We start from the raw sequence: 24,645 nt of genomic DNA on the forward strand, positions 1-24,645 counted from the left end.
GGTGTTTCCTTAATTGTCTGTCACCTTCCAGTGGCCGCCCTTATCCGGGCCGACCCGCTCAATCAGGCCGTTTTTTTTAAGCTGTGCAATCTGCCATTCGATTCCCTTGGGTGTCAGCCCGGTCAACTCAGCCAGCCGGGCCGTGGTAATGTCCGGGGTTTTGCGCATCAGCTCAAGGATGATCTCCCGGGTTTTCTCCCTGGGTTTCTCCCTAGGTTTCTCCCGGGTTTTCTCCCTGGATTTTTGTGTTCCCCGGGAGGTTATATAGCTTGGCCGTGAAAAGACAAGGGAAAACAAGGTGGTATATTCGATTTTGACCGGCGGGCAGTTTTCATTTTTCAGGGCCGCATAGATCCGCTCGATGCCGGTGCCCATTTTCTCGATATAGTCGCACCGCAACAGCAGCGCTGCGATATTGGGGTTGCGGCAGACGCTGCGTTTGCCGAAATCCTTTTCCGGCAATCCCCTGGGCAGACCGCCGGGATTATGGATCTCCACCCGGTCGTCAAAAATTTCCACCATCACCTGGGCGCCCTGCTCAAGATAATCCCGGTGGCAGACAGCATTGACCACGGCTTCCCGCAGGGCCACTTCCGGCAGCTCCAGGATTTCTTGACGGCGGGGGCTGTCTTTTGTGATTTCCCAGCGAAGCTGGAGGTGCTTTTTTAAAAACAGCAGGGCATCTTCCACATTTTCAAGAATATTGCCGGAAAGTTCCTTGCGGTCCAGGATATAGGCTTTGGTCGTGCCTTTGAACAGGGCGCATATGACATTGACATAGGGCTGCCGCAATGCCGGATTTTTTGCGAAAAAAAGCATCCCGGTCTGGTTCAGGTAAAAGCGGCCCTCTTTTTCATCACCTGCCCCAAGATTGCGCAGCAGGTTTGCAGTATCCGTTTTCTGGGCAATGCCGATGAGAGATAAAAAGTGTTCCAGGCGGGATGGATCAAGCACCTCTTGCCAATCCAAATCCATTCTGAGCTGCTGATCGAACCGGACTTTCCCTTCTGACTGGATAAAGGCGGTGATGTCGGCAGTGCTCATTTTCTGGGAACTGGCACCGTTTCTCAGATAAAATCCCTTGGTGCAGCGATGGGGACGGTTGGCCCCTTCAGGCACATGGATGACAATGATATTTTGATCCGGCAGTTTTTCAATAAAGATGGTCACCGGCGGATCGCAGGACCCTGCCATGGTTTCGATTTTGGAAAAAAGGGCATTGGAAAACCGGCAGCCGGTAATCTGGTTCCTGTCATCCACACCGATAAAAATCCGGCCGCCGGAAGCATTGGCAAAAGCGACCAGCTCTTTTGCCAAATCAGCGTTCACATTCTGCTTGAATTCCAGGGTGTAGCCTTCTCCTTCCTCAAGGATCAAGGCCAGTTCTTCAGGGGTTGTTCTCCGGTGGATCATGCGGCCAGTTCCTCGGTCAGCGCCAGGATCTCATTGATAACGGCCGGGCTGAAGACCCCCCGGATGCCCTGGGGATGAATCACGGTGAATGGAGACTGGATCAGGTCTTTTTTCTCCACTTTTTCCCGTTCAAGGATAAATTCTTTGAGCAGCCGCAAAAACTCCAGCTGCCTGGAGTTCAGGTCTGTGTGCGAGGTGATGAACTGATCAAAGGCGTTTGCAACGGTTTGGGGAAAAGATGCCAGGGGCTCAACTCCCAGAATATGGCGGATGAACTGGATAAATCCGGCTTTTGGATGCTGATACACTTTTTTCAGCAGATCTTCGGTGATGTGAGGATGGGCATCCGTCAAGGTTTTGGCCAGGGTCTGGATATCGGTTTCTGACACCACCCGGTTGTTCTTGATTTTCATCAGGACCGGGTTGTTTTCCATGAGCGCCAGGATTCTGGCCTCCACCATCTCCCTGTACCGGGTAATGCTGACAGCTTCCTGCCGGGGACCGAATTCAACAAACTCTTTTTGCTTTACCTTGTCCTTGAGGTCCAGTTGAATGGGTGAAAACGGATTGTCTTTTTCCCTGAATTTCATTAAAGGGCTGAGCTTTTCCACAAGGAGATCCAACGCGGCATCAGACAGATCTGTCCAGAAATGTTCTTTCTGGGATTTTTCGATCAGGTCCTGTTCCCGTTTTACAATATGGACGGACAAAGGCAGTTCACCGATCTGGGTAATGACACTGGATCTTAAGGCATCAAAGCGCCTTTTGTCTTTTAAAAGCCGTGCAATGGAGACCTCCAGCACATCTTTTTCGAACCGCATGGCCTTGAAATCTGTATCTGAAAGGGTTCTAAACAACGGTTTGATCTGAGTGCGCAAAAATTCACGCTTGTCCCGGTCCAGGTGAGTCCAGAAATTTTCCTCTGCCAGACGATTCAACAGGACCGCCGCCTCTTTGATGACCACCGACGATTTAGGCAGCTGATCAATTTGCCGACGAAGGTTTTCAATTTCTTTTTGGGTAATGTCTTCTTTGGCAAGATGCAGGGCGGTTTCAATTTTATCCAGTCTGATACCGAACAGCCTTACCGGGAGTGGCAGGCCTGGATCCAGTTTTTTCCCTTCCGGTATCAGCTTGAAGTATTCAAAATTATCCCAGCAGTCCATGATCAAAAAGGCCTGTTTTTCAAGACACCAGGGTTTGGGTTTGGCTGGTTCCAGAAGGCGCGTGCCCCGGCCGATCATCTGCCAGAACTTGGTGTAGGAATACACAGGTTTGGCAAAACAAAGATTGACGATTTCCCGGATATCGATGCCGGTATCCAGCATATCCACACTGATGGCAACCCGGGGCATATCCTGGTTGGTGAACTGGTCTAAAAGCCCTCCTTTTCCATAAACTCTGGGATCATCAGACACCATGACTTTGGCCAACTCGCCGTTATACTGCGGAAAAAGAGCATCAAACACCTCTTCCACGCGTCTGGCATGAGCCTTGGAAGAACAAAAGAAAATGGTCTTGCCGGGCAGCACCCCGTTCTGATCCTTAAGGCATTCCTCCATGAATTCTTTCACAATCAGGGTGTTGGTTCCCCGGTTGATCACTTTTTTCTCAAGCTGGGTGCCTTCAAAATTGATCTCTTCGATATCCACCCCGTCCAGCAGCAGTTTTTTCTGATCCGAAAGGGCGATGGTCCGTTTACTGATGCCGTCTGCCTGAAATCTTGTCTGAATTTTCATCACCAGGAAATTGCTCAGGTACGGCGGCGTGTTGGTGACGGCTTCCTCAAAGGTATAGGCAAATGTCGGCAGACCATCCTCACAATCGAACAGGGAAAAGGTATTGTGATCGATCATGTCCATGGGGGTTGCCGTCATCCCCAGATTCATGGTTTTGAAATAATCCAGAATCTCGCCATAGGTGTTGTAAATGGAGCGATGGCTTTCATCAATAAAAATAAAATCAAAAAAATAAGGGGACACATACTGGTTCTCATCCCGGATGATGTTGAGCATGCTGGGATATGTGGAAACATAAATCCGGCGATCCATACGCATCAGCTTTTCACCCATATTCGGCCATCTGGGTTCGTCCGGCAGATGCTCTTTAAAGGCGTTCAATGCCTGTTCCCGCAAGGCGATGCGATCCACCAGAAAAAGGATTCTCTCTGCATGGCCGGCCCGCATCAGGGCATCTGCCAGGGCAATGCTGGTGCGGGTCTTTCCGGTTCCGGTGGCCATGACCAGCAGGAAAGTGCGTTTGTTTTTCTCAATCCCTTCGAGAACGGAACGGATGGCCCTGATCTGGTAATCGCGCCCGGCAATCTCGGTGTTGATCAGTTCACGGGTGAGCGGTTTGCGATTCTGCCGGATATAGTTCAGCCGCTCCAGGTCGTCCAGGGTGGGGAATCCAATGACCTTGCGCGGTGGATAGTTTCCCAGATCCCAGAAATAGGTTTCCAATCCGTTGGTATAAAAGCAGAAAGGCAAAAATCCGCAGGTCCGTTTCTGGATATGGTAGCAGTACTGCTTTGCCTGCTCCCTGCCGATCGCTGCATCCCTGCTCGTTTTTTTTGCCTCCACCACAGCCAGGGGTTTGCCATTTTTCCCCAAAAGGACATAGTCGCTGAACTGATGGCCCTGGTAAGGCGTCTGCGCCTCGACAACACCATCTGGAAGATCGACAAGAATATCGTATTCCTGCACCACCTGGGTTGGATCATTGACATTCCATCCCGCTTTTTGCAGCTGATTGTCAATCAGCTCCGCTCTGGTGTCTTTTTCTGTTTTCATGGCAGACAGTTTGGAATTATATTGCTTTTTTCAGGCAGTTGGTTCATTTCAAGAAAATTTCTGGCCCTGAAAAATTATTTTGATAACAGCCATATTACCGGTCTTCTTTTATCTGTTAACAACCAGTATCAAGACCTCAATATCGCTTAATCATTGTAAAATCAACCCAATATAGCGAATCTGCATAATTTAACCCTTTTGCCTGATCAAATTCTGGTTTCTCATTCACACTCCTCTGTACAAATCCTCCTGTCAAACTGCGGACTATGTCAAAAATGGACCCCCCCCCCGATGTCGAATATCTAATGCCCGGACTATTATTAATAATGCAGACATTTGCGAAATTAATAATATACTATCTATGGGCCACACCTGTGACGTCCTCGTACATTTCATAAAAATTCAATATATGCAGAGCTGGATATGATTTTGAACGGTTTCTCTTCGGAATTACCGGCCGGGGTAGAGTTGTCCGAAGACAACCCTGTTTTCCTCAACCATCTAATTAGGCTGAAAATAGCTGGTATAAAGGCGTTTCCAGCATAAACAAGCCAGGTTCATTGTTTTTTATTGACCGACAAAATAAATCATGCCACGGAATGATGAAAATATCGGTGGAGTCACTTGTCATGAGCCCTTGCAAGAACTCTGAAATCCCTTTCCTACCAAAGGGTTGGGAGTATTTACCCTTAGTTTTGTTTTTAACAAGTATCAGAAATGCAAAATTTTGCATTTCTGATACTTGTGGTGTGAAATGATACCGAAACAGCTGCCATTAGGGGACATGCGAGCCACCTGAACCTGTGACAGTACCGATAATTCTCCCATTACAAGATCATCCATGGCTCAATGACTAGTGTCGGGGGAGGGGTGTGGGTCGAATCCCATTCTGATGCGGTTGTTACAGGGCTTTAGGCATGCGAAGCGTTAAGAACGGCAAACTGTATGAGGACATACCTGCCCGCAGTTTTTGACGTTTAGCAAAGCATGCCTTAAGCCCTGTTCAAAAGCAGCGGAGGGTGAGACTCATATCCCTCCCCCGACACGGGTCCCTGCTCCGGCATTGACAAAAGCCCGGATTTCCCGGTATAAGCAAAAAAAATGACAACCCCTTGCCGGAGAAACCCCATGCAGACCCGAAAAATAATCGATCACATTGTGAACTGGCTGGACACCTATCTGAAAGAATCAGGCCTTGCCGGATTCTGCATCGGCGTGTCCGGCGGCATTGATTCGGCCGTCACCTCCACCTTGTGCGCCAAAACCGGGCATCCGGTCATGCTCCTGAACATGCCCATCCACCAGGATCCGGGCCAGTTGTCCCGGGCAGCGGTCCACAGCGCCTGGCTGAAAAAAAACTATCCCAGCGTCACTCCGAAAGACCTGGACCTGACTCCGGTGTTTGCCGGCATCCAGACCCATTTTCCACCAGATATCCAGGACGGGTTGACCATGGCCAATACCCGGTCCCGGCTTCGCATGCTGACCCTGTACGCATTTGCCGGGCATCACCGGCTCCTGGTGGCCGGCACGGGCAACAAGGTGGAAGATTTCGGGGTGGGGTTCTACACCAAATACGGGGACGGCGGCGTGGACATCTCGCCCATCGCGGATCTGATGAAATCAGAAGTCTATGCCCTGGGCCGGGACTTAGGGATTTCGGATGAGATATTGACGTCACCGCCCACGGACGGCCTGTGGGAGGACAACCGCACCGACGAAAGCCAGATCGGGGCCGGGTATGATGAGCTGGAATGGGCCATGACCTATACCGCCATGACAGAAGAAGAAAAAAAAGATCGGCCTCTTAATGACCGCCAGCAACAGGTACTGGCCCTTTTTGAAAAACTGCATGCAGCCAACCGCCACAAGATGGTCCCCATTCCCATATGTGAGATTCCAGACCATCTGAAAAATTAAAGATATCTGAAAACCGGATGTCCGACGCTTATCTGAACTGGTCCCGGGACAGGTGGTATTTTTTCATTTTATAGTACAGCAGCTGCCGGGAAATCCCCAGTTTCTTTGCAGACCGGGTCACATTGCCCCGAAACTGCATCAAGGCCTGCCACACCAGTTTTTTCTCGTGCTCATTTTTGTTTAACAGCAGATCGGACGGCCCTGTTTCGCCGGTGTCACCGCTTTTGGATGAATGCGCCATCCAACGGGATGCCCGGTGCCCGGCAGTTCGATAATTGCTGTGACCCTGGGCAAAATGAGGCTGAAGATATTTGATCCGGATCCGGTTGTCCGGTCCCATGATGTTCATGGCCCCTTCAATGACATGTTCCAGTTCCCGGACATTGCCGGGCCAGTGGTACTGGTAGAACATCTCCATGACCGCATCTTCCGCGCCCCGCACCTGACGGCCCAAAGCTTTGTTGTGTTTGTCGATGAAATGATCCACCAGCAGCGGCAGATCAGACATCCGGTCCCGCAGGGGCACAATATGGATGAACACCACCCCCAGCCGGTAGAACAGATCCGACCGGAGGCTGCCAGCCGCAATGGAGGTATGGGGATCCTGGTTCACGGAAGAGATGATTTTCAGATCAAATTTGATCTCCTTGAGAGCCCCCACCCGTCGAACCTTTCCATCCTGTACGATCCGAAGAATTTTGCTCTGAAGCCCCACGGGCATGGAGTTGATTTCATCCAGGAAGATCGTCCCCTGACTGGTCCGCTCGAACAATCCGGCTTTGTTAATCGCCCCGGTAAATGCCCCTTTGGAAGTACCGAACAAAATGCCTTCCAGCAGGTTTTCAGGAATGGCGGCGCAGTTGACCGGGGTATATTTTTTTTCATGCCGGGGACTGTGGTTATGAATGGCCCGGGCAAACAGCTCCTTGCCTGTGCCCGTCTCACCGTAGAGCATGACCGGTGACGGGGTGTTGGCCGCCATGCGGGCCGCATTCAGGGCATCCTTGAACGCCGGGTCCTGGCCGATGATGGAATCAAACGTAATTTCATACGGGTGCATCCGGTGCTGGGTTTCCGGCAGGCGCATGATGGACAGGGTTTCGGTGAGCACATGAAAGTCTCTGACAAAACAGATGCACCCCACCAGCTGGTTTTGGTTGAATATGGGGTGCACATTGTGGATGGTGTTGGCGAACTTGCCCATGCGGGTCCGGTAATAATTGGACTTATCAATGATGGGCCGCCGGGTGATGAGGCACTGCATGATCAGACTGGTCTCATCATCCAGATCATAGACATCCGTGACCTGATTCAAAATCACATCTTCGGGTTCCAGTTCATCGATGCGGGACATGGCTTTGTTGTAATAAACAATAATCCCGTCCGCATTGGTAATGAGCACCCCGTCGCAATATTCATCAAATACACTTAAAAAATTGGCGTTATCCAGGCCGAATAAAAACTGACGGGCATTTTGATGGGTGAATCGGTTCATGTTATAATTGTTTCATGATTTCCGGCAGAATGTCAAACAGATCGCCTGAGACCTGATAATCGCAATTGGCCATGATCGCGGCATTTTCATCCTTGTTCACGGCAATGATCATTTTCGCGGTTTTCATGCCGGCAAAATGCTGGATGGATCCGGAAATTCCGCAGGCAATGTACACCTGGGGGCTGACTTTTTCACCGGTCTGCCCCACCTGGAGGGCGTAAGGCACCCAGCCTTCATCCACGGCCACCCGGGAGGCCCCGGGTGCGGCATTCAACTTTTCGGCACAATCAATGATTAATGAAAAATTGTCCTTGTTTTTCAATCCCCGGCCCCCGGCAATGATGATATCCGCCTCGACCAGGCTTGGCCGGCCCTCTGAATCACCGTTATCCCAGGAAAGCAGGGTGATGTTTTCAGGCACGGCCTTATTTTCGGTCATAACAACTGTTTTGGCCGGTACCGGTCGGGGTTCGGGGGGCACCGCATTGGGCCGGACCCCGAAAACCAGGGTCTCTCCGGTCAGCTGAATCTGGGCCATCACCTTGCCGGAATACTGGGAGGTCTTTGCCAGGCCAGTATTCAGATCCACATCCACACAGTCCATCACCAGGGGGGCATCCAGCAAAGCCGCCACCCGGGGCAGCAGATCTTTTCCTTCCGGTGATGACAATCCCAGGACCCGGTCCAGGTTCAGTTCCCGGGCCGCCTGGACCACGGCTGTTGCCCGGACCGCGGGATTCAGCCGGATTGCCGGTGCTTCAGGCAGGCTTAAGTCCACGATGGTGTGGATGCCGTATTCAGCCAGCTGTTCCGTGATCTCATGGGTGATGCCGTCCATCACCAGTGCCGTCAAAAAATCTGCGGTTTTTGCCGCCAGTGTGATCACACCGAGACTGGTTTCCTTGACCTGACCGTGTTCCGCTTCAATGATAATACCTGCCTGTTTCATGACAACACCTTTGCTTCCTGTCTTAAAATCCGGATGATTTCAGCGGCCTGTGCCAAAGGAGATCCGGTGATTTTCTGCGGGTGCCGTTTCTGTACCAGCGGGGTCATGGCAACGATTTTCGTAGACCCCGGTGCGGCAGGCACATTCAATTCCGACAGCGTGATGGTTTCAATCGGTTTTTTCCGGGATTTAACCACATCCGGAAAGGTCGGATAGATGGGCGTGTTCAACCCCCGACCCGCCCCGATCACACAGGGCAGGGTCAGATCAAATGTCCGGGTGCGTCCCCCGGCCAGCTCACAGGTCACGGTGGCTTTACCATTTTTGATGGCCAGGGAAACCGCATTGGTGACCACGGGAAAATCGAACAACGCCCCGATGCGGAACTGGGTCTGCATGCCTTCATTGTCAATGGATTCCTTGCCCGTAAGAATCAGGTCCGCCGGCCCGTCCCTGACAATGGCGGCGTGCAGAGCCCGGGCTGTTGCCATACTGTCACACGTCTTTTCGGTTTCCACCAGCACGCCTCTGTCCGCGCCCATGGCCAGGGCGGACCGCACGGTACTCTCCGCATCTTTTTTGCCTAAGCACACGGCAATGATCTCACTGCCCGGCACCTGATTTTTCAATGCCGCTGCTTCGGTCACGGCATGTTCATCATACGGGTTGAGCAGAAACGGCACGGATTCGTCAATTTTCAGGTTATCCACAATGTGAATGTTGGCTGCGGAATCCGGTACATGTTTCACGCATACATAAATTTGCATGGATCTTACACCTCAATGAAAAGGGCAGTGCCAGGGTATTCCCCGGCCCTGCCCTGGATAAAAGCGGATAAAAGCACGCCATACAGCTTGACAGCCGAACAGCGGTTACATGGTTGTTATCCGTTTACAGAGAAACTGGAATCATAGTTGATTTCCCGTTTTCTGGAGAAAAAGCCCACATCCAAGGTCCGTTTGGTGTATTTGAATTCATACTGGAACGGTTCCTTGTCATGATCCAGGCCTTTTTCACAGGCATCGATGAGTTCCGCCATCATGCGTCCCACCACGGGGGCGTTCTTGTACTGGTTGCCTGAAGTACCGACGGCCATGTAGAAACCGGGCAGGTCGGATTTGTCATAAATGGGGATCCAGTCGTCGGACACGTCATACAGGTCCACCACGCCTTTGGGCTGGTTGGGCACCTTGAGGGAGGGAATCCGTTTGCCAAGGCGGTAGCACTGGGCTTTCCACTGGGCGTCGGTGAGGACATTGTCCCGGCCTTTGCCGCCTTTGCCGGCATAGAATTCATCCGGGTCCACCCATTCCTGGGGATCACATTCCGGGTCTTCGGAACCGATGAGGAACATGTTTCCCACTTCCGGTCTTTCATAGCAGCCGATATCCCCGTCAGACATGTGATATCCGTCATTGAGGTAGTCATATCCTTCCGGAGACGGGCAGTACATGACTTCGTGGCGCAGGGCTTTGGTCTTGATGTTGCAGCCTTCCCACACGCCTTCAGCCATCTGGTTGACCTTGAAGGAATGGGGACCGCCCACGTTCACCACAATGTCCGCATCGATCTGAGTGCCGTCTTTCAGGGTGATACCTTTGACCTTGCCGTTTTCGCTCCGGATATCCACCACTTCGGCGTTAAACATGAACTCGCCGCCCTTGGCTTCGGCGGCCCGCATGATGTTGTGGGCGGACAGGGCCGGATCGTTCACATACCCGCCTTCCGGGCAGAAAATAGCGCCTTCCAGCATTTCAGTGGGCTCATCATAGAACTTGGGATCTTCAGGACGGCGCACCGGCCAGAACTTGTGCATGTCAATGGGGGGCACATGTTTTTTGACGGTGTCCACATCCCATTCTTCGTACTTCACGCCCACGGCATCATAGTGTTTCTGAACCTTGCGCCAGTCATGGCCGTCGGATTTGATCAGGATGGACCCGGTGTTCATGTATTTGGCCAGGCCTTTTTCATCCTTGACATTGTCCAGGTAATTTTCCCAGTCCAGCCAGTACTTGAACCCTTCATAGGCCAAAGCCACCCCGTCCTCCGTGGAGTAATGGGCCCGGACAATGGCACAGGAACCGGCCGTGGAGCCTTCACCCGCATCCGGCACCTTGTCCACATTCAGGGTTTTGTATCCCATTTTGCACAGTTCATAGGCAATGGGGGTTCCGATTACGCCGGCACCAATGATGATGGCATCATATTTTTTAGTCATGTTTTTTTCTCCTTGAATAAACCGGTCTTGTCAGACCATATGTTACTTTTCAAAAGCCCGGAAACCGTCCGGGCTCTCATTTTTTTATAAACTGCTGATCCAGTCGATAACGCGTTTTTCACCGGCCGGTTTCAGGCCGAATTCCTCACCTGCGTGAAGAATGGCATCCACCATGTCTTTGGCATATCCCCTGGAACAGGTGAGGACCACGCCGGATTTTTCTTTATCCCGGCTCAACGTCACGATCTGGCAGGGGACATGGGAAAACGGTCCCTGATACAGGAACGGGGTTTCCCGGTTCTTGTCCATAAAATCCAGGGCGGACAGTTTTTCACAGATGGCAAACACGGCCTCGCCCATAATAGCCAGAAACACCGTGGATTCCGTCACATCCGTGTATTCGGTTTCCTTGGGCATGTCAATGGCATCCCCTGCCAGATGATAAATGGAACTCTGGATCCCGTTCATGCGGTTGACAAGCATGCCTTTTTCCAGCACGGACTGTCCGGGGGTGGCGGGAATGGTGATGCCGAACGGTTTTTTGGCATCCAGGTTCCCGGTCTGAAGGTCCAGCCGGGTCCGGTGGCACAGGTCCACCAGCCAGGGGCCGTCCCCTTCGTTGTGGTATTCCATGACCACATCCCAGTGGTCCCGGTTTTCGGTTTTGAGCGGTGTGACCTTGAACTCCACGGGGGAGTATCTTTTAATATCTTTCATGTGTATGGTTTCCTTACATTTTCATGCGTTGTCCGGCAGGATCGTAGAACGGGGTTTCCACCACCGTCCCGTAAATCAGCTCGCCGTTGCATTCATCTTCATAAAATGCCAGCCGGGTGCCGACCTTGCTCATGTCACCTTCCACCAGGGCCATACCCACAGCTTCGTTGAGTGAAAAACTGTCTCTGGCCGTACACACATGGCCCCGGACCCGGTCATCCACAATCAAAGCGCCGTCTCTGGGGGCCCGGCCGTTGTTTTCCATCTTGAATCCCACCAGTTTCAGGCGGGTGTTGTCTTTTTCCGCCTGGGCCAGGGCCGCCACACCCACGGTTTTATACCCGGTTTTTTTCCGGGACCAGAGAAATCCCAGGCCGATATCCAGCAGATTGGTCCGCTGTTCCGATTCCTGGCCAAGAATGACATGGCATTTTTCCATACGCAGCACGTTCTGGGCTTCCACACCGAAATTCTGGATCTTGAACTCTTTGCCGGCTTCGTTGAGAATCAGCCACAGGGCTTTCATATAGGAAGAGGGCACGTGCAGCTCATAGGACAACTCACCCACAAAGCCCAAGCGCATGGCTTTCACCGGAATGGTGTCCGCCACTTTGAATTCCTTGTATTCACTGAACCCGAACGCTTCGTTGGACACATCGATGTCCACCACTTTTTCAAGCACTTTCCGGGCGTTGGGCCCGGACAGGTTGATCACCCCCATGGCATCGGTCAGATTCACCAGGGCAAAATCCCAGTTCTCATACCGGGTATGATACCGGATCCATTCAATGGTCTGGCCGGCCCGGCCCGTGGAGGTGGAGAAATAGTAATCATTTTCTCCCAGCTTGATGACCACGCCGTCATCGATGACACATCCGTCATCATTGCACATGGCCGTATATTTGACCCGGCCTTGCTTGATTTTGGACAGATCCGACACATACACCCGCTGCAGGGCGTTCAATGCATCAGGCCCGTGAATCCTGAATTTTCCCAGGGTGGAACCATCCAGCATGCCCACGTTGTTCCGGACATTTTCAATCTCTTTTCTGGCGGAAAAATCCTTTGAAAAATATCGGGCCCGCTGCCACACACCGATGTTTCTGAAGATCCCGCCGTCTTTGCGCTGCAAGTCATCAATGGGCGTTCTTTTGAGCATGGTATGGTTGGTACCGGCATAGGTGGCGATCAAAGTCGGCACCAGAGGCGGCCGCACCGTGGTGGGCCGGATCTTGATATCCGGCAGGGCCTGATATTTGGCCGTGAACAGCGGCAGGTTGTGACCGGGAATTCCGGCCTGGCCGGGTCCCAGCCCCGCACCGGAGAACCGCTTGATCAGTTCCGGCACGTCAAATCCCTTGTCAATGGATTGTTTGACGTTTTTAATGCTGGTGTCTTCATCAAAACAGATAAAGGTTTTTCTTCCCTTGACCGGTGCCATGACCAGTTTGGTGCCCCGGGCCGGGCCGGGTTTGGATTCCATGGCTTTTTTGGCCTCTCCCAGATCGGCAATGGAGCAGTTTTCACAGTCATAAGCCGCTTTGAGACCGGCCAGATGACCCGAGGCTTCAATGGACAGCCCGTCTTCATATCCCAGCAGGCGGCCGGCCGCATGCATCTTTTTGGGCAGGTCCGTGGGCAGGAAAAAATTGGTGTGGGCATCATATTTGAGTTTGGCCTGATTGACCACCAGGGGGCCGGTCAACGGGGTGAATCCGGCAGATGCCACCAGCACGTCACAGTCAAAGGTTTTTTCCGCCGTACCGTCCAGGCTTTTAAGGGTGACTTTTTTCACCTGTTTGCGGCCATGGACTTCCGTGGCCACCCATCCTTTAAGAAGGGTGATTTTCCGGTCCGTCACGGCCTTGAGCAGGGCCGGATTCTGGCCGTCTTCCCGGATATCGGCAATCATGGGAATGGCCATGCCTAAGTCATGAAGGGCCACGGCCGCTTCCAGTCCCAGGTCGTGGCCGATGGAAAACACCCCGGTTTTGCCGGGCAGCATCCCATAGGTGTTGGCCAGACGAAGCGCACATCCCGCCTGCATCACGCCCGGCCGTTCGTTGTTTTCAAACAGCAGGGGCCGCTCGATGCATCCCGTGGCCACCACCACACTGTTGGCCCGGAGTTCAATATACCGTTCCGTGAAACTGTCTTTTTCCGTGCCGACCTGAAATCCGGTGATCAGGTTGTTGTTGTACGCCCCGATATTGGCGGTGTGGATAAACACCCGGATATTATCGGTTTTTTTCACTTCTTTTGCCAGCTGAACCGCCCTTTCGTGACAGGTCTGGCGATTGGCATACTCGGATGTGCGGTAATCAAACTGTCCCCCCAGCCAGGGCCGGGCTTCCATGAGAATCACCCGCAGCCCTTTTTCAGCCGCCGCCAGGGCCGCTGTCATGCCGGCGGGACCCCCGCCGATGACGCACACATCGCAGGTGGGAAAGATTTCATCATATTTGCCGGGCATGTGATGATCCGGAGACAGCTTGCCGATACCGGCGGCTTTCCGGATCTGCTTCATGGCCACGGGCCAGATTTTGGCGGGCTTGTGCATGGTGTCATAATAAAACCCCGCAGGCATGGCCCAGTCCATCTTGTCGATGAACCCCATCAGATCGTTTTCCGCCGATCCTTTGACATTCTGCTCTTTGATCACCATACCGGGCTTGAGCAATGTGGTTTCCGTGCGGACATTGGGGACCCCGTTGATTTCCATCATGGTGTTGGAGCATTCTCCATCCATGCTGTAAAGTCCTCTGGGGCGATGATATTTCAGGCTTCTGGCATAGATTCTGACCCCATTGGCATACAGGGCCGTGGCAACGCTATCCCCTTTGGTGCCGTAATACTGCTTCCCCTTGTATGTGAAGGGAATTTTCTCACTGGTATCTATTTTCAATGTGGGCAGATGATTGAATCTGTTCATCATTCTTTTGCCTCCGGTGTTTCCTTTTCAAGGTTTGTCGTCGTATCCCGGAAGATGGTAAACCATGAACCGCATCCATCCCGGTGAAACCACCATTCCTGCTGCACGCCTGCCACGCATTTGTTCATGTGGACATAATCGCACCAGCTTTCAGGGGTCAGATCTTTTTCATCAGGTCTGGGACCTTTTTCCTCTCCGCCGTAACGGAACTCATATCCGTTTCTTTTACCGCAGATCGGACATGTAATTGTTAACGCCATCTTATCTTCTCCTTGAATCTCGTAAAAATTTTATTCCGCTGGTTAATTGTCCGGGGTATAGTTGACCAAAGCCGCTGTTTCCCCCATGAGCTTGTGCTCCTGGTACCGTTTCAACGCAAAGGGTTTAAGTATGTCAGGACAGGTGTTGGTGGCCATGAAACTGGCCATGTGACGACCCACGGCAGAGCAGGATTTAAATCCGAAATATCCCCAGCCGCAGTCCATGAAAAATCCTTCTATCTGCTCATTGCCGTCCATGATGGGTGCCATGTCAGGCGTCATGTCCGCCAGTCCGCCCCAGATCCGCATGAATCGCACCCCGCGCAGGGCCGGCAGAAATTCAGACAATGCCTCGGCCTGGTGCTTGATATAATGGGCCGTGTTCAAGGTGGTGTAGTTGGGCCAGGGATCCATATGGGCACCCGTAGCGATTTCCCCCTTCAGGGTCTGGTTGGCATAGCAGTGATAGGCCCCGGAGGACACCACATGATCCAGAATCGGTTTCAGGGGCTGGGTCACCATGGCCTGGATGGTCAAAACGGAGATGGGCAGTTTGATGCCCAAAAATCCATGGATCAGAGCCGCGGAATACCCGCCGGCGGAAATCAGCACCTGTTTGGTGTTGATGATTCCTTTGTCCGTGACCACGGCCGTGACTTTGCCGTTTTTGGTGCTGATGCCCGTGGCTTCAGTCTGCTGATGGATTTCCACACCCATTTTGGCAGCCCCTTTGGCCAGACCCCAGACCACGGCATCATGGCGGACCACACCTCCGGGGGGATGAAACATGGCCCCGTGGATGGGAAAGGTGATGTCCTCGGAAATGTTCAATGCCGGCACCAGTTCCTTGGCTTCCTTGGCATCGATGAGATGGGATTCCACCCCATGGAACTGGGCCGTGGCAATGGTCATGCGGGCTGCGTTCATGGCGGCTTCGGAATGCATCAGGTTGAGGTTGCCGCAGTTGTTGAACATCAGGTTGTAATCCAGTTCCTTGGTCAGAACCGGCCACAGATCCAGGGCCTCCTTGTAAAGCGGCACATTGTACTGGGTCCGCTGATTGGCGCGCACAATGGCCGTGTTCCTGCCGGCGCCACCGTATCCGATATAGTTTTTCTCTATGATCGCCACATCGGTGATGCCATGCTCTTTGGCCAGATAATACGCGGTGGCCAGACTGTGAAGTCCGCCGCCAATGAGAACCACATCATAACTTGATTTTAGCTTGGTTTTTTTGCCCCACATGGGTTTGCTTTTAAAAAACATTGGCCTTCTCTTCATTTAGATATTGTTATTATTTTTCTGCCATACCCAGTTCGTCAATACGCCATGAAAGAAAACATGTCAAGGACTTTATTCAAAAATGATTGTTTTTCTTTCATTTGTGCTTGACAAAAAAAACTATCTGGATTAAATCTCAATAAAATTAATAAATTATAATAAAATCGATCCATGACAAAACCCCACTTAAATAAGGCGGTTACCAATGAATGACATAGCATCACACCCGGTGATCGATGATATTTCCAGCAAACTGGATACATTGACCCCCAAAGCCCAGGCCCTGGGCAACTATATTATGATCAATCCAGCCAAGGTGGTATTCATGACCACCAAGGAACTGGCCGAAGCCTGTGAGGTCAGCGAAGCCACGGTGGTGCGGTTTGTGGCCACGATGGGATACAAAGGATACTCGGATTTCCAGGATGCGCTCAAGGATTTCATCAACACCGGGTTGAGCCTGCCGGACCGGGTCAATCTCAAAGGCATTGACGAACCCGGACTGGACCGGCTTCACCGGGGAATTTTAGAAGAACTCAACAACCTCAAATTTCTGTATGAAAACATTGATGTGGAACGTATGAACCAGTTCATCACCCACATGGATACCAGTCCCTTTATTTATGTCACCGGTTCCCGGCTGTCCTACACATTTGCCTATTACCTGGGCTGGTCTCTGACCAAGGTGCGCAAGGGGATCCAGATTCTGAAAGGCAGCGATTCCACGGCCATGGACATGCTGGCCAATGCCCCGGCCCAGAGCCTGGTGATCCTCACGGCCACCACCCGGTATCCCAATGAGCTGATCAAGCTGAGCAAGATGATCCGGCGGTGCGGCCACACCCTGCTGGTGCTCACGGATTCCAGCATTTCTCCGGTGATTCCTTTTGCCCATCAGTCTCTGGTGGTGCCGTCCAAATCCATTCCGTTTATCGGCAACGTGTCCGGCATGCTGGCCGTGATCCAGTACATGGTTCAGGAGCTGGCCCACCGCAAAGGCGAGGCGTTGCGGACCTATCAGGAACAGCTGGAACAGGTGTATCTGGAAAATGACCTGCTGTTCAACATCGATCCCAAATAACGGCAGGTTCGGGGAAACCGGAATGATACCATCAGATGCTTTGTTTTATGTGCCTTCGCGCCCTTTACGTCCTTCGTGGTTCAATTTCAATCCTTTACCATGGCAGACCAAAGGTCCTTTGTGACAATGGAACTGTCACTGGTCAGCCTGGGCATTTTGTTTGTCACCGGCCTGTGTGCCGGGTTTGTGGATGCCATTGCCGGCGGGGGCGGACTCATTGCCTTGCCCGTGCTGCTGGCGCTGGGGCTGCCCCCGGCCCAGGCATTGGGCACCAACAAGCTCCAGGGCAGTTTCGGCACCTTGTCTGCGGCCGCCAATTTCATTTCCAAAGGCCTGGTGGATCTCCGCCAGTGCTGGATCGGCATGGGATTCACTTTTTGCGGGGCCGTCATGGGGGCCGTGGTTATCCAGGGTATGGATTCCGGGTTCATCAAACACCTGATTCCTGTCTTGCTTCTGGTGGTATTTTTTTATACCCTGTTTTCAAGAACCCTGGGGCTGAAGCAGAGCACCCCTAAAATGGGACGAAACCTGTTTTTCGGGCTGTTCGGCCTGGGATTAGGGTTTTATGACGGGTTTTTCGGCCCCGGCACCGGCTCATTCTGGACCGGGGCTTTGCTTGTTTTTTTAGGCCTGGACATGACCGGGGCTGTGGGCACCACCCGGGTAATGAATTTTGTATCCAACATCGTGGCGCTCACCGTATTCATCATCGGCGGCAATGTGCTGTGGTCCGCCGGACTGGTCATGGCAGCCGGCCAGGTCATCGGTGCCCGGGCCGGTTCCGGCCTGGCCATCCGGAAAGGGGCCGTGTTTATCCGGCCGTTTTTTCTGACCGTGGTGTTTTTGACCATTGTCCGGCTCATCTATGTCAACTATGGGTAGCAACCGCCTGCTGCCCCCAAACCATATAAAAAGGAAGGATTATGTTACAAACCCAGAAAGAACTGCTCACCCTGTTGTCTGATATCGGCATTGAATACACCAACCATGAACACCCGGCCGTGTTTACCGTGGAAGAGGCAGCCCTGCACCAGGACGGCATCAAGGGGGCACACAGCAAAAACCTGTTTTTCAAGGACAAGAAAAAAAATCTGTTTTTAGTGGTGACCCTGGCGGACAAACCCATCAAAATCAAGGAAGTGGCCAAAAAAATCGGGGGCAACAACATGTCTTTTGCCAAGCCCGACCTGCTCATGGAAGTCCTGGGCATGATCCCGGGGGCTGTCACCCCGTTTGCCGCTGTCAATATCAAGGACCATGAGGTCAAGATCGTGCTGGACGAAGAGTTGATGGCGCACGATCTGCTCAATTTCCATCCCCTGGAAAACACGGCCACCACCACCATCGCATCCGATGACCTGGTGAAATTTCTGGAACACTGCGGCCAGTCACCCGAGATTATCCGGCTGTAGAAAAAAAGGAGGCCGGCATGACATCCTATATCGGTGCCGTGGACCAGGGTACCACCAGCACCCGATTCATCATTTTTGACCAAAACGGCAACATGGTGTCCGTCAGCCGGACGACACATGACCAGATCTGTGAAAAACCCGGGTGGGTGGCCCATGATCCGGCCCAGATCCGGGACAACACTTTCACTGTCATTGAAAGGGCACTGGCAAAGGCCGGTCTTACCGGCAAAGACCTGGCTGCCATCGGGGTCACCAACCAGAGAGAGACCGTGGCGGCCTGGGACCGGCACACGGGAAAACCGCTGTATCATGCCGTTGTATGGCAGTGCGCCAGAAGCGATGAGATCTGCCGGAATCTGGATGCCGTGTACGGCAAAGACTGCTTTAGGCAGCAGACGGGGCTGCCCACGGCCACCTATTTTTCCGGTCCCAAGATCAAATGGATGATGGACCATGTCCCCGCGGTCAGACAGGCCGTGGACAACGGCACGGCCCTGTTCGGCACCATGGACACCTGGGTGATCTGGAATCTCACGGGCGGACCGGGAAAAGGAAACCATGTCACGGATGTGACCAATGCCTCCCGGACCCTGCTCATGAATCTGAACACCCTGGACTGGGACCCGGATATCCTGAAAACTCTCGGAATTCCCCGGGACTGCCTGCCGGCCATTGTGCCGTCTTCGGATCCGGCTGCGCTGGGCAGGACCCATGCCCCCGGCCCCCTGGGACACGGGGTGACCGTGGGCGGTGCCTTAGGGGACCAGCAGGCCGCGCTGTTCGGCCACACCTGCTTTGCCCCGGGAGAGGCCAAAAACACCTATGGCACGGGCTGTTTTCTGCTGTTCAACACCGGGCACAAGATCATTTTTTCCCGGCACGGCCTGCTCACCACCCCGGCATACCAGATCCACGGAGAAAGGCCGGTGTATGCGCTGGAAGGGTCCATTGCCTATGCCGGGGCCCTGGTGCAGTGGGTCCGGGACAACCTGGGGCTGATCGCCTCGGCCCCGGAAATCGAGGATCTGGCCAACACCGTTGAAGACAACGGGGATGTGTACTGCGTGCCCGCGTTTTCCGGGCTGTTCGCCCCGCACTGGCGGCCCGATGCCAGAGGGGTGATTGCCGGGCTGACCCAGTATGCCACCAAAGGCCATATCGCCCGGGCCGTGCTGGAGGCAACCGCATATCAGACAAAAGATATCGTGGAAGCCATTTCAAAGGACCTGGGCAAACACCTGGATCTCACCGCATTGAAGGTGGACGGCGGCATGGTGGAAAATCACACATTGATGCAGTTCCAGGCCGATATTCTCGACAAAAAGGTGATCCGGCCCAAAGTCACGGAAACCACGGCCTTAGGGGCGGCCTATGCGGCGGGCCTGGCCGTGGGGTTCTGGCCGGACACCGGATCCCTGAAAGAAAAATGGCAGGCACACACCACCTGGTATCCACACATGGATGACCTTCGTCGGACCCGGTTGTACGACAGCTGGCAGAAAGCCGTGAAAACCTCTTTTGGATGGTGCTGACAACGCTTTCAGGCAGCTTGCCTTAAAACCATTTTTTTTTCTTGAAATAACCCAGCAGGGCCCCGGCAATGACCACGAGCACCCCCCAGAAGATAAAATAACTGTATTTATATCTGAGTTCGGGCAGGTAATCGAAATTGGTGCCGTAGATACCGGCGATAAAGGTCAAGGGAATGAAAATCGCAGCAAAAATGGTCAGCACTTTCATGATATCGTTCATCTTGTTGGCGGTCACGGAATTGTAGATGTTGAGCTGGTCGGTGAGAAGATCCCGATAGGTGTCGATGGCCTCGGTGGCGTGAATAATGAGATCTTCCAGATCCTTGAAAAAAAAGAGCGTTTTTTCGTGAATCAGATCGCTTTCCAGGCGAAGCAGCTGAAAAATCGCTTCTCTGGCCGGACGGATCGATTTTTTCAGGTAACTGGTTTCCCGTTTAAACCGGTTTATTTTTTCCATCACCTTTTTATCGTGATCAGAAAGAATTTCCTCTTCCAGGTCTTCAATCTGCTCTCCGATGTGTTCGATCACGGAAATGTAATTTTCCACCACCGTGTCCATGAGTGCATAGGCCAGATAATCGGTCCCGCCGGCCCGTAACCGGGATTTCTGCCGCCGGATTCTTTCCCGCACCGGCTCGAACACATCGCCCGGCCGTTCCTGGAACGTGAGAATAAACCGCTCGCCCACCACCAGGCTCAACTGCTCGTTTTTCACCATCCCGGTCTGTCTGTCAAACCGGATCATTTTCAGGACAATGAACAAATAATCGTCATAATCATCAATTTTGGGCCGCTGGCCTGTATTGAGAATATCTTCCATCACCAAAGAATGCAGGTCAAATGCGTTGCCGATGCGGCCGATGGTGTCCACATCGTGCAGGCCGTTGATGTTGATCCAGGTGACGGATTCCGATGTTTTGTAATGAAGGGTGTCCTGGATATCCACCATGGCCTGATCCGTGAGGTGATGATCATCATAATCAATGACCCGGATATCGATTTCATCGGTTTTTCGGGTCCCTACAAAAACAAGGGCACCCGGACTTTGTCCTTTCACCGGTTCTCTGTTTTTTAAAAATCGCGCCATGGATCCCTTCTTTTTTAATTGTGCCATGCCCTCAAACAGCGGTCATAGGCATTTTATTGAATATCATGATTTAACATAAGAGGTTATCACTTTCAATTTTGGGTGGCAAAGGGTAATTTTTCATCCTTATGCTTGACAAACAGCGATCGCCTGTCCTAATTTTATTTTCAGCATCTGTCAGAAAAGAGCAATGATCAACCCAAACCACAGGAGTCACATTGAACAAATGCCTTCCATCTCAAAAAAATGGCACCCCATGAGGATGCCCCTCAAACATCAGCAGACACTTGATGTCTGAGACGGTCAAACAGATTCTGGACCGGCTCTATCCGGACGGGTATCTGGGCCGGTTGGGAAAGGTTTACACGGATACCAGCGATTTCATGCGCATCACCGGCGGGGATGTGATTGTCCTGGCCGGTGAGCATTACCTGGTGCTGCGGGATGAAGTGGAACGAAGCTTCGGGGTCGAAGATCCCAAATACTGGGTCAAGCGGTGCCGCCATCTGGAATCCGGAGAACGCCGGATACTCAAGCTGGTGTTTTATGAAACATTTTCTCTTTCCATGGGAGACATGAAAATCCCGTGTTACCGGAGCCCGCGCAAGGAAGCCCGGATTCTGGATCTGGTGCGAAATGATCCCCGGTTCATGCAGGGATTTCCCGCAGCAGATGAAGCCGGCAACAATGTCCGGGTCCTGTATGTGGTTCAGGGAAAACGCCTGGATAACTGGATCGATGATCTGGATGTGGATCACCCCACCTATTTTCAGACACACCTGCCCGGCATTCTGGAAAAATTCATTGTTTCCTGCCAGGCCATCAACGATCTGCACAAAATGGGTGAAAAGCACGGAGATATCCGGCGGGATCATCTATGGGTGACGTATGATACCGGGGATTATGTATGGATCGATTTCGATTATACCTTCAATTTTCACGAAAACCCGTTCGGCCTGGATATTTTCGGGCTGGGCGGCCTGCTTCTGTATATTGTCGGCAAAGGGTTCTACTCCCATGAAGAAGTCAGGCAATTGATTGACCGCAACAGAAAAATCCCGGCTATCGAGCCGGAAGATTTTTTACTGGTTTTCAAAAACCGGCTGGCCAACCTGCAAAAAATTTTCCCTTATATTCCTGATGCAGTAAACCAGATGCTCCTGCATTTTTCATCCGGATCACGGGTTTATTACGAAACCATGGACGAATTTCTGCAAGACTTGACAACCTGCTTGAAACAGGTGAAATAAACATATGCAACCCGCTTTTTTGGAGATACCCCATGGATACAAATAAAATTTTGATCGCTGCAGACGGTTCTGAAAATGCCGAACGCGCCATTGATTATGTCACAGACATCCTCCAGGGCGCTGCCGGATTTCACATCAAACTGCTGTCCATCGAGCATCTGCCGGACCGGGATTTTTTTGCCGATGACACGGCCTGGAAAGACGCGTGTGTCAAAAATCGGGAAAAACTGATTGCGTTTCTGGCACACGGCAAAGAACGATTGACAAAAAGCGGCATTCCTGAAAAACAGGTGCAGACCGATTATGTGGAAAGCTGCCACTCCCCTTTGGCGGAAAAACCCGATTATTGCAGCCGGGGAACCAGCATTGCCTTAGATATTCTGCATGTGGCAAAGACAGAAAGGTTCAAGACCGTGGTGATCGGACGCAGAGGGGTTTCCAAAGCCGAAGAGTTCATGTTCGGCAGCGTGTCCAACCGGATTATTCATGCGGGCAGCGACTGCACCATCTGGGTGGTCCAGTGACCGGCCTTCTGAATGGTCCCGCCGCATGATGCCATGAAGCACGGGATCTATTATTTCCATATGCTTCTGCTGCTGATTCTGACCGGCACCCCAGGCGGGGCCGGCTCATCAGTGCCGTTAAAACCGGTCTCGTTTGTCCTGCTCCATGTCAATGACACCCATTCCCAGTTCACTCCCCGGCCGTATGCCCTGCAGTTTCCCGGGCTGGAAAATCCCGTGCCCGTGCCGTTGGGATCGGTGTCAAAAATGGCGGCCCTGGTGCGGCAGACCCGGGAACAATCCCCCCATGTGCTGTTTCTCCATGCCGGGGACATGGTCCAAGGATCGCTTTACTATACCCTGTTTCACGGACAGGCCGAAGCACATGTATTCAACGCCATGGGCCTGGATGCCATGGCTGCGGGCAACCATGAGTTCGACCGGGGTACCGGCGGCATCCTTTCTTTGCTGGATCATGCCCAATTTCCCGTGGTGTCTGCCAATATGAATGTGTCCGATGATCCGGAGTTAGCGGGCCGGATCGCCCCGTATATCATCACGCATGTGGATGGGGTCCCTGTGGCCGTGATCGGGCTTCTGACCCGGGACCTGGCCCGGATATCCAGTCCGCCGGATACGCTCAGAATGGACCCGGTGATCCAGACGGCCCAGGAAACGATCAATCGACTCACCGCCCAGGACATCCGGATCATCATCCTTCTTTCCCATATCGGATATGAACAGGACCGGCTGCTGGCGCAGTCAGTGACCGGCGCAGACATTGTGGTGGGGGGCCATTCCCACACCCTGCTGGGAAATTTTCAAAATCTGGGGCTCACCCCGGAAGGACCTTATCCCACCGTGGTCACGGCACAAGACGGGACCGATGTCCTGGTGGTCCATGCCTGGAAACACACCCGGATGCTGGGACGGCTGTCTGTGGATTTTGATGCCACCGGCAAAATCGTTTCCCATCAGGGGAGTCCCTGCCTGATCGCCGGTACTCCGCTTCTGGACAAAGAAGATCAGCCCCTGGATCCCCGGACGCAGGAACAGGTCCGGCTTGCCATTGACCGCGCTTCCGGCATGGCCCTGCCGGAAGCGGATCCGGCCGTAGCCGCCATTGCCGAAACGTATGCAGCCCAGGTGGCTGAACAGGGCAATATTGTCGTGGGCCGGGCTGAACAGCCTTTGCCCCATATCCGGGTGCCGGATCCAACCATGCCCAAAGGCAGTGCCATTGCGCCCCTGGTGGCCGAATCACTGAAAAGAAAAGTCAACCGCAATGGATTTAACGTGGATATCGCCATCCAGAACACCGGCGGGATCCGGACCGGCATCCGGGCCGGGAAGATCACCATCGAAACCATTTACAACCTGCTGCCGTTTGAAAACACCCTGGTCATTTTCCAGATGACCGGGCAACAGATCACCACCCTGCTGGAAGATGCCCTGTCTTCCATCATCGATGCGCAGCGGTTTTTCGGGGGGTTCCCTTATTCCCCGGGGCTTGGGTTCCGGATCGATCCGACGGCTGTCAGGGGAAACCGGGTATCCGGCTGCGAAGTGATGGACGGATCCGGGGCCTGGCATCCCTTGAACCATCACGCCACCTACCGGGTGGTGGTCAACAGTTTTCTTGCCGGCGGCGGTGACGGCTACACCGTGTTTGCCGGCTTAAAAGGCCATGACACCGGATTTGTCGATACCCAGGCGTTTCTGGAATATGTATCCGCAGAAAAAACCCTGAGCCCTCCGGCCCGACACTCTTTTTTTCAAATCCCATAATTCAAACCC

19 protein-coding genes are annotated in these 24,645 nt (G+C 52.9%); 8 read left to right on the forward strand and 11 right to left on the reverse strand.

What is annotated here, in order from left to right; genetic code table 11:
* Positions 1–9 precede the first annotated feature (9 nt).
* A complete protein-coding gene (locus tag DPO_RS18110; RefSeq protein ID WP_006967730.1) occupies positions 10–1,413 on the reverse strand; it encodes an RNA-binding domain-containing protein in 1,404 nt (467 codons plus the stop codon).
* Positions 1,410–4,205: a type I restriction endonuclease subunit R gene (locus DPO_RS18115; RefSeq protein ID WP_006967731.1), complete on the reverse strand. Its 2,796-nt coding sequence runs from the start codon at positions 4,203–4,205 to the stop codon at positions 1,410–1,412. Before DPO_RS18115 ends, DPO_RS18110 begins: the two co-directional genes overlap by 4 nt.
* Positions 4,206–5,333: 1,128 nt before the next feature.
* On the opposite strand from DPO_RS18115, the gene nadE reads away from it, so the two are divergent.
* Positions 5,334–6,125, forward strand: coding sequence for an NAD(+) synthase (gene nadE / locus DPO_RS18125; RefSeq protein ID WP_006967732.1), 792 nt, complete (start codon positions 5,334–5,336; stop codon positions 6,123–6,125).
* A 28-nt stretch (positions 6,126–6,153) separates the two neighbouring features.
* Here the strand turns inward: nadE and DPO_RS18130 are convergent, their stop codons facing one another.
* The 8 genes from DPO_RS18130 to DPO_RS18165 all read right to left on the reverse strand — a co-directional run bounded on the left by DPO_RS18130 (position 6,154) and on the right by DPO_RS18165 (position 15,965).
* Positions 6,154–7,620 carry a sigma-54 interaction domain-containing protein gene (locus DPO_RS18130; protein WP_006967733.1) on the reverse strand — a complete coding sequence of 489 codons (1,467 nt, stop codon included), beginning with the start codon at positions 7,618–7,620 and terminating at the stop codon, positions 6,154–6,156.
* A gap of 1 nt (position 7,621) precedes the next feature.
* On the reverse strand, positions 7,622–8,569 hold the full coding sequence (locus DPO_RS24120; protein ID WP_006967734.1) for an electron transfer flavoprotein subunit alpha/FixB family protein: 948 nt from the start codon (positions 8,567–8,569) through the stop codon (positions 7,622–7,624).
* Positions 8,566–9,336, reverse strand: coding sequence for an electron transfer flavoprotein subunit beta/FixA family protein (locus DPO_RS18140; protein WP_006967735.1), 771 nt, complete (start codon positions 9,334–9,336; stop codon positions 8,566–8,568). The genes DPO_RS24120 and DPO_RS18140 overlap by 4 nt, the downstream gene beginning before the upstream one ends.
* 116 nt (positions 9,337–9,452) lie before the next feature.
* Complete coding sequence (locus tag DPO_RS18145) at positions 9,453–10,790, reverse strand: NAD(P)/FAD-dependent oxidoreductase (RefSeq protein WP_006967736.1); 1,338 nt, start codon at positions 10,788–10,790, stop codon at positions 9,453–9,455.
* Between the two features lie 84 nt (positions 10,791–10,874).
* Positions 10,875–11,507: a sarcosine oxidase subunit gamma SoxG gene (locus DPO_RS18150; RefSeq protein WP_006967737.1), complete on the reverse strand. Its 633-nt coding sequence runs from the start codon at positions 11,505–11,507 to the stop codon at positions 10,875–10,877.
* 13 nt (positions 11,508–11,520) lie between these two features.
* Positions 11,521–14,442: an FAD-dependent oxidoreductase gene (locus DPO_RS18155; protein WP_006967738.1), complete on the reverse strand. Its 2,922-nt coding sequence runs from the start codon at positions 14,440–14,442 to the stop codon at positions 11,521–11,523.
* Positions 14,439–14,699 carry a sarcosine oxidase subunit delta gene (locus DPO_RS18160; RefSeq protein ID WP_006967739.1) on the reverse strand — a complete coding sequence of 87 codons (261 nt, stop codon included), beginning with the start codon at positions 14,697–14,699 and terminating at the stop codon, positions 14,439–14,441. The genes DPO_RS18155 and DPO_RS18160 overlap by 4 nt, the downstream gene beginning before the upstream one ends.
* Before the next feature lie 42 nt (positions 14,700–14,741).
* Positions 14,742–15,965, reverse strand: coding sequence for an FAD-dependent oxidoreductase (locus tag DPO_RS18165; RefSeq protein WP_006967740.1), 1,224 nt, complete (start codon positions 15,963–15,965; stop codon positions 14,742–14,744).
* Positions 15,966–16,185: 220 nt separating this feature from the next.
* Here DPO_RS18165 and DPO_RS18170 point away from each other — a divergent pair, with 220 nt between their 5' ends.
* The 4 genes from DPO_RS18170 to glpK all read left to right on the forward strand — a co-directional run bounded on the left by DPO_RS18170 (position 16,186) and on the right by glpK (position 20,008).
* Entirely contained in the window at positions 16,186–17,061 is an 876-nt protein-coding gene (locus DPO_RS18170; RefSeq protein WP_006967741.1) for a MurR/RpiR family transcriptional regulator, read from the forward strand.
* A gap of 126 nt (positions 17,062–17,187) precedes the next feature.
* The gene (locus tag DPO_RS18175; RefSeq protein ID WP_006967742.1) at positions 17,188–17,946 is read left to right on the forward strand and encodes a TSUP family transporter; all 759 of its coding nucleotides are present in this window, start codon (positions 17,188–17,190) and stop codon (positions 17,944–17,946) included.
* Positions 17,947–17,987: 41 nt separating this feature from the next.
* On the forward strand, positions 17,988–18,476 hold the full coding sequence (locus tag DPO_RS18180; RefSeq protein ID WP_006967743.1) for a prolyl-tRNA synthetase associated domain-containing protein: 489 nt from the start codon (positions 17,988–17,990) through the stop codon (positions 18,474–18,476).
* A gap of 17 nt (positions 18,477–18,493) precedes the next feature.
* On the forward strand, positions 18,494–20,008 hold the full coding sequence (glpK, locus tag DPO_RS18185; protein WP_006967744.1) for a glycerol kinase GlpK: 1,515 nt from the start codon (positions 18,494–18,496) through the stop codon (positions 20,006–20,008).
* Positions 20,009–20,030: 22 nt separating this feature from the next.
* On the opposite strand, the gene corA is transcribed toward glpK, so the two are convergent.
* Positions 20,031–21,095: a magnesium/cobalt transporter CorA gene (corA, locus tag DPO_RS18190; RefSeq protein ID WP_006967745.1), complete on the reverse strand. Its 1,065-nt coding sequence runs from the start codon at positions 21,093–21,095 to the stop codon at positions 20,031–20,033.
* A 290-nt stretch (positions 21,096–21,385) separates the two neighbouring features.
* Here corA and DPO_RS18195 point away from each other — a divergent pair, with 290 nt between their 5' ends.
* The 3 genes from DPO_RS18195 to DPO_RS18205 are packed head-to-tail and all read left to right on the forward strand — an operon-like array spanning position 21,386 to position 24,636.
* Positions 21,386–22,345 (forward strand): hypothetical protein, encoded by a 960-nt coding sequence (locus tag DPO_RS18195; RefSeq protein WP_006967746.1) that lies wholly within the window; start codon positions 21,386–21,388, stop codon positions 22,343–22,345.
* A gap of 32 nt (positions 22,346–22,377) precedes the next feature.
* The gene (locus DPO_RS18200; RefSeq protein ID WP_006967749.1) at positions 22,378–22,869 is read left to right on the forward strand and encodes a universal stress protein; all 492 of its coding nucleotides are present in this window, start codon (positions 22,378–22,380) and stop codon (positions 22,867–22,869) included.
* Positions 22,870–22,881: 12 nt separating this feature from the next.
* Positions 22,882–24,636, forward strand: a complete 1,755-nt coding sequence (locus DPO_RS18205) for a bifunctional metallophosphatase/5'-nucleotidase (RefSeq protein ID WP_006967750.1) — start codon at positions 22,882–22,884, stop codon at positions 24,634–24,636.
* Positions 24,637–24,645: the final 9 nt, after the last annotated feature.

This window comes from Desulfotignum phosphitoxidans DSM 13687, assembly GCF_000350545.1.
In the GTDB taxonomy this organism is placed as follows: Bacteria; Desulfobacterota; Desulfobacteria; order Desulfobacterales; family Desulfobacteraceae; genus Desulfotignum; species Desulfotignum phosphitoxidans.

Coding starts and splice junctions, on each gene's coding strand:
- DPO_RS18110 (WP_006967730.1), bottom strand. CDS start 1,413: ATGATCCACCGGAGAACAACCCCTGAAGAACTGGCCTTGATCCTTGAG.
- DPO_RS18115 (WP_006967731.1), bottom strand. CDS start 4,205: ATGAAAACAGAAAAAGACACCAGAGCGGAGCTGATTGACAATCAGCTG.
- nadE (WP_006967732.1), top strand. CDS start 5,334: ATGCAGACCCGAAAAATAATCGATCACATTGTGAACTGGCTGGACACC.
- DPO_RS18130 (WP_006967733.1), bottom strand. CDS start 7,620: ATGAACCGATTCACCCATCAAAATGCCCGTCAGTTTTTATTCGGCCTG.
- DPO_RS24120 (WP_006967734.1), bottom strand. CDS start 8,569: ATGAAACAGGCAGGTATTATCATTGAAGCGGAACACGGTCAGGTCAAG.
- DPO_RS18140 (WP_006967735.1), bottom strand. CDS start 9,336: ATGCAAATTTATGTATGCGTGAAACATGTACCGGATTCCGCAGCCAAC.
- DPO_RS18145 (WP_006967736.1), bottom strand. CDS start 10,790: ATGACTAAAAAATATGATGCCATCATCATTGGTGCCGGCGTAATCGGA.
- DPO_RS18150 (WP_006967737.1), bottom strand. CDS start 11,507: ATGAAAGATATTAAAAGATACTCCCCCGTGGAGTTCAAGGTCACACCG.
- DPO_RS18155 (WP_006967738.1), bottom strand. CDS start 14,442: ATGATGAACAGATTCAATCATCTGCCCACATTGAAAATAGATACCAGT.
- DPO_RS18160 (WP_006967739.1), bottom strand. CDS start 14,699: ATGGCGTTAACAATTACATGTCCGATCTGCGGTAAAAGAAACGGATAT.
- DPO_RS18165 (WP_006967740.1), bottom strand. CDS start 15,965: ATGTTTTTTAAAAGCAAACCCATGTGGGGCAAAAAAACCAAGCTAAAA.
- DPO_RS18170 (WP_006967741.1), top strand. CDS start 16,186: ATGAATGACATAGCATCACACCCGGTGATCGATGATATTTCCAGCAAA.
- DPO_RS18175 (WP_006967742.1), top strand. CDS start 17,188: ATGGAACTGTCACTGGTCAGCCTGGGCATTTTGTTTGTCACCGGCCTG.
- DPO_RS18180 (WP_006967743.1), top strand. CDS start 17,988: ATGTTACAAACCCAGAAAGAACTGCTCACCCTGTTGTCTGATATCGGC.
- glpK (WP_006967744.1), top strand. CDS start 18,494: ATGACATCCTATATCGGTGCCGTGGACCAGGGTACCACCAGCACCCGA.
- corA (WP_006967745.1), bottom strand. CDS start 21,095: ATGGCGCGATTTTTAAAAAACAGAGAACCGGTGAAAGGACAAAGTCCG.
- DPO_RS18195 (WP_006967746.1), top strand. CDS start 21,386: ATGTCTGAGACGGTCAAACAGATTCTGGACCGGCTCTATCCGGACGGG.
- DPO_RS18200 (WP_006967749.1), top strand. CDS start 22,378: ATGGATACAAATAAAATTTTGATCGCTGCAGACGGTTCTGAAAATGCC.
- DPO_RS18205 (WP_006967750.1), top strand. CDS start 22,882: ATGGTCCCGCCGCATGATGCCATGAAGCACGGGATCTATTATTTCCAT.